The sequence below is a fragment of the Streptomyces sp. RP5T genome, from assembly GCF_003933965.1.
Taxonomy (GTDB): domain Bacteria; phylum Actinomycetota; class Actinomycetes; order Streptomycetales; family Streptomycetaceae; genus Streptomyces.
The window spans coordinates 1-5,072 of sequence record NZ_RSAJ01000585.1; the positions used below are offsets into that span (position 1 = coordinate 1).

Below are 5,072 nucleotides of genomic sequence, written 5' to 3' on the forward strand. Positions count from 1 at the left end.
AGATGTGTATAAGAGCCAGGGCGAGGAGTTCGGCGGGCGCGACCACGGCTCCGGCCCGCCGCAGGGACCGCAGGAAGAACCACGACAGGAGCACCGCGCCGACCAGGCTCACCCCCAGTGGCGTGATCTCGATGGCGGTCGCCGCCTGAGCCCCCGTCAGCCCGAACGCGGACACGTCACCGGCGGGCGTCACCGAACCACCCGCCGCAAGGGCCACGACAGCCGCGGTCATCGGGCCCAGCGAGGCGACGGAATCGGCCTCCAGCAGATGCAGACCGAGCGCGGCCGCACCGGCCATCCCGATCAACGCCCAGCTCACGGCCGCGATCGCGGACAGCAGGATGTCGCCCCACGGCAGCCGGCCGCCGTGCCGCGTGGTCCCGACGCCCATGGACGCACTCATGGCAGTCCCCCCGATCCGCGGCGCGGCCGAGACCGCGCTTGTCCCCCTCGCGTGGATTACCCACTCTCCGGGTCGGTTTCAACCCCGTCAACGGAACCGGCCGAAGCGTACGAACGTGGTGTTCTCGGGGCTCGACTTTCGGTCAGGAGGGGATCCTGAAATAGTTCCCGACGATGTTCGACATCCCTACACTCCCTGTGACGGGGGCAATGCGGGGGACTACTCAGTGGGGCTTGGAGTGCAGGAACTCGTACTGGAAGCGAATGGCCGTACCTGGACGCTCGATCCGTCCAGGCCGTACAGCCTTGGACGCGATCCGCAGGGGGACATCGTGTTCGACGACGCCAGGGTGTCCTGGCGTCACGCCACGATCAGCTGGAGCGGGCGCAGTTGGGTCATCGAGGACCACAGCAGCACCAACGGCACCTTCGTGCACGGGCAGCGGATCCACGAGACGGAGATCGGCCCCGGTGCGGCCGTCCATCTCGGCAACGCGAGCGACGGCCCGCTGCTGAGCCTGTCCGGCACCGCGGCCGCGGTACCGCGGCCCCAGTCCGGGCAGCAGCCGTACGCCGCGCAGAGCGCGAACCCCGCCTGGGCCCAGCAGACACCGCAGCAGACACCCCACCAAGCGCCGCAGCAGTCACCGCAGCAGGCCGCGCAGTCCGGCTGGCCACAGCCCCAGCAGCCGCAGCGGTACTCCCACCAGCCGCCGCAGAAGTTCCCGCAGCAGCAAGGTCCCGGCGCGGGGGCGGGCACGGGCCCGGGCGAGGGCGCCCCGCCGGTCTACGGCGACCGCAGCCCCACCACGTTCCACCAGTTCACCATCGGCCGCATCATGCGCATCGGCCGTGCCCTGGAGAACGACCTGGTCGTCTCCGACCTCCAGGTCTCCCGCAAACACGCCGAGTTCCACTCGATGCCCGACGGCCGTATGGAGATCCGCGACCTGGGCTCCCACAACGGCACGTACGTCAACGGCCAGCCGATCCCCAAGGGCGGCTCCACGCTCCTCGGCCCGAGCGACATCGTCGGCGTCGGCCACTCCACGTTCCGGATCGTCGGCGACCGGCTGGAGGAGTTCGTCGACACCGGTGAGGTGACGTTCTCCGCCCGCCACCTGACCGTCACGGTCGACGGCGGCAAGCAGATCCTCAAGGACGTCTCCTTCGGCGTCCCGGAGAAGTCCCTGATCGCGGTCATCGGACCGTCCGGTTCCGGCAAGTCGACCCTGCTCAAGGCGCTCACCGGCTACCGGCCCGCCAACCAGGGCGACGTCCTCTACGACAACCGCAACCTCTACAAGCAGTTCGCCGAGCTGCGCCAGCGCATCGGTCTGGTCCCGCAGGACGACATCCTGCACAAGGAGCTGACCGTCAGCAAAGCCCTCACGTACGCGGCCAAGCTCCGCTTCCCCGCCGACACCACGGCCCAGGAGCGCGAACACCGCATAGACGAGGTGCTGCGCGAGCTGAAGCTGGACCCCCACAAGGACAAGAAGGTCACCTCGCTCTCCGGCGGCCAGCGCAAGCGCGTGTCCGTGGCCCTGGAGCTGCTCACCAAGCCGTCCCTGATCTTCCTCGACGAGCCGACCTCCGGTCTCGACCCGGGCATGGACCGCGACGTCATGCAGCTGCTCCGGGCCCTCGCCGACGACGGCCGTACGGTCCTGGTGGTCACGCACTCCGTGGCCGAGCTGGCGATCTGCGACAAGCTGCTCGTGATGGCGCCCGGCGGCAGCGTCGCCTACTTCGGCCCGCCCGAGGAGGCGCTGAACTTCTTCGGATACGACAGCTGGGCCGACGTCTTCTCAGCCTTCGAGAACTACCGCGACTACGACTGGGCCGGACGCTGGAAGGGCTCGCAGCACTACCAGATGTACGCCGCGGACATAGACGCCGTCGCGCCGCAGTCCGTACAGGTGCCTCCGATGCAGGGCATGAAGCCGCCCAAGCCACAGCGCTGGGCCGCCCAGTTCGGGACACTCGTGCGCCGCTATGTGTCGGTCATCGCGTCCGACAAGGGCTTCCTGGCCCTGACGGTGATCCTGCCGCTCGTCCTCGGCTCGGTGAGCCTGCTCATCGACTTCGGCGACAGCCTGCTGCCCAAGCCGGTCGACCCGAGGACCAAGCTGCCCGAGCCGAACAGCACGGCCACGACCGTCCTGCTGATCCTCGCGGTCGGCGCCTGCTTCGCCGGCGCGGCCAACTCCGTCCGCGAACTGATCAAGGAAAGGGTCATCTACGAGCGGGAGCGCGCCACCGGACTGTCCCGCTCGGCGTACCTGATGTCCAAGGTGGTCGTCCTTGGCGTGATCACCATCCTGCAGGGACTGATGGTCGGCGTCATCGGCTTCGCCAGCCGCGGACTCCCGAAGGAAGGGCTGATCCTCGGCAACGCCACCCTCGTGGAGCTGTGCCTGCCGATCATGGGGCTCGGATTCACCTCGATGATGTTCGGGCTGATCATCTCCGCGCTCGTGAAGACGTCCGAGAAGACCATGCCGCTGCTGGTGATGTTCGCGATCGTCCAGGTCGTCTTCACCGGCTGCCTGTTCACCCTGCACGGCACCCTCGGCGTCAACGAGCTCTCGTATCTGATGCCCTCGCGCTGGGCGGTCGCCGCCGCGGGCGCCACGCTGGACTTCAACCAGGTCAACCCGCCCGTCAAACCGGGCGACACCACCGACCCGCTGTGGAACCACACGGTCGGCACCTGGGGCCTCGACATGATGGCCCTGATCGCCATCGGCATCGTCTGCGGCTTCCTCGTCTCCCGCTTCCTGCGCCGCCACGAGCCCGAGGTCATGCGCAAGTGACCACGGCCGGACGACGCCGAAGGGCGGCACCCCTCCCGGGGTGCCGCCCTCGTGCGTAGGAGAGGTCCGCGCGGCCTCAGTACGCGCTGTTGACGTTGTCCATCGAGCCGTACTTGTCGGCCGCGTAGTTCGCGGCGGCGGTGATGTTGGCGACCGGGTCGTAGATGTTCCAGGACGTGCCGGCGACGTGGTACGCCCGGAACGTCGGCGGGATGACCTGGAGCAGCCCCTTGGAGGGGATGCCGTTGATGGCGTTGATGTCCCAGTTGTTGATCGCGTTCGGGTTCCCCGAGGACTCCCGCATGATGTTGCGGTGCAGACCGTTGTAGCTGCCCGGGATGCCCTTGGCCCGCATGATGGCCAGGGACTCCTTGATCCAGCCGTCCAGGTTGTTCGCGTAGCTCTTCTTGGGCGCGGCGGCCTTCAGCTTGGCGCGGTGGGCGGCCCGGCTCGCGGCCTCCTTCGCCTTGCGGGCCTGCTCGGCCTTGCGCGCCTGCGCGGCCTTCTTGGCGGCGGCCGCGGCGGCCTTCTTCTTCGCGGCGGCGGCTGCCTTGGCCTTCGCCTCGGCCTGGGCCTTGGCCTCGGCGGCCTTGTTCTGCAGTGCCTTGGCGGCGAGCTGCGCCTTGACGTCCGCCTGAAGGCCCTTGAGGTCCTCGGAGCGGTACTTCACGGGGGCCGAGTAGGCGGCCGCCTCGGACGTGGTGGTCTCCGCGTTGCCCGGAACCGCGCTGAAGGCGACGGCGGCGGCGCCGAGCGTGGCGACTCCGGCGACGGCGATCTTGTGGCGCTTGGTCAGCGCGCGACTGTGACCACGGGTGAAAGGGTTCTTGGGCATGCGGGATAGACCTCTTCGAATAGCGCGGAGGTCGCTCGCTGTCCGTCGGGGGACACGGGTGCTTCCGGCACAAACGCCGCGGGCGGAACCCGCGGCGCTGAGCGACGTTGGCCATTCTTAGCTGGCGCAAAACACCCGGGCAAAGGTGTGACGTACGACCCCGGATAGTGGATCGGGGGAGGGCAAAACGGGACAGATAGGAACGTCTGTCCCGTTCATGCGGGGAGGCTTTGTCTCCTATTTCGCTTCGTACGTGATGTGGGCCCTATGTGCGGGCTCACATCGACCCCACAGCTTTCTCACCGTTGGTTGCTGCCGCAATGCTCTGCGTGAGGATGCTCCTGCTGCCCCGCCTCCGGCAGCAGGAGATGCAGGTCCCCGAACTCGTGCCACAGGTACCGCCGCCGCAGGGCCTCCTCGTAGCCGCGGTCGATCGCCGCCCGCCCCGCGACCGCCTCCAGCATCAGCAGATGCGAGGCCTCCGGCTCGTGCAGCCCGGTCAGCAGCCCGTCCACCACGCGCACCCCGCGCCCGGGGGTCACGACGAGGTCCGTCCACCCCGCACGCGCGCGTACGACCCCGTCGGCCCCGGCCGCCGACTCCACGGCCCGCACGGCCGTCGTCCCGACGGCCACGACCCTGCCGCCGGCGGCCCGCACGGCGTTGATCAGCCGCGCGGAGGCCTTCGGCACCGAGAACCTCTCGGGATACGGCGGCTCGTGCGCCTCCGCCGAGGCCACCCCCGTGTGCAGCGTGACCGGCGCGAACTGCACACCCCGGCTCACCAGCTCCGCCACCAGCCGCGCGGTGAAGGGCCGTGCGGCACTGGGCATCTCCGCGCTGCCCGACCCGTCGGACGACGGCAGCGCGAACACCGTCTGGTAGACGGACAACGGCTGGTCCCGCTCCGTATAGGAGTACCGAATGGGGCGCCCGTGCTCCCGCAGCAGCCCGAGCACCTCCCCACCGCGCACCCGCGCCCACCACAGCCGTCCGCCGACCGCCTCCTCCAGGAC

The 5,072-nt window shown here is 69.3% G+C and carries 4 protein-coding genes; 1 reads left to right on the plus strand and 3 read right to left on the minus strand.

All coding sequences use genetic code 11. The features are described from left to right. A partial coding sequence (locus EHS43_RS36875; RefSeq protein ID WP_221740796.1) for a streptophobe family protein occupies positions 1 to 403 on the minus strand: 403 nt, incomplete at its 3' end. Positions 404 to 641: 238 nt separating this feature from the next. Between EHS43_RS36875 and EHS43_RS36880 the strand changes: the two genes are divergently transcribed. Continuing rightward, positions 642 to 3,221: an FHA domain-containing protein gene (locus EHS43_RS36880; protein WP_125194973.1), complete on the plus strand. Its 2,580-nt coding sequence runs from the start codon at positions 642 to 644 to the stop codon at positions 3,219 to 3,221. Positions 3,222 to 3,297: 76 nt separating this feature from the next. Here EHS43_RS36880 and EHS43_RS36885 read toward each other — a convergent pair whose 3' ends face one another. Then, on the minus strand, positions 3,298 to 4,056 hold the full coding sequence (locus EHS43_RS36885) for a transglycosylase SLT domain-containing protein (protein ID WP_125194970.1): 759 nt from the start codon (positions 4,054 to 4,056) through the stop codon (positions 3,298 to 3,300). A 299-nt stretch (positions 4,057 to 4,355) separates the two neighbouring features. Beyond that, on the minus strand, positions 4,356 to 5,072 hold a 717-nt coding region (locus EHS43_RS36890), incomplete at its 5' end, for an S-adenosylmethionine:tRNA ribosyltransferase-isomerase (protein ID WP_125194971.1).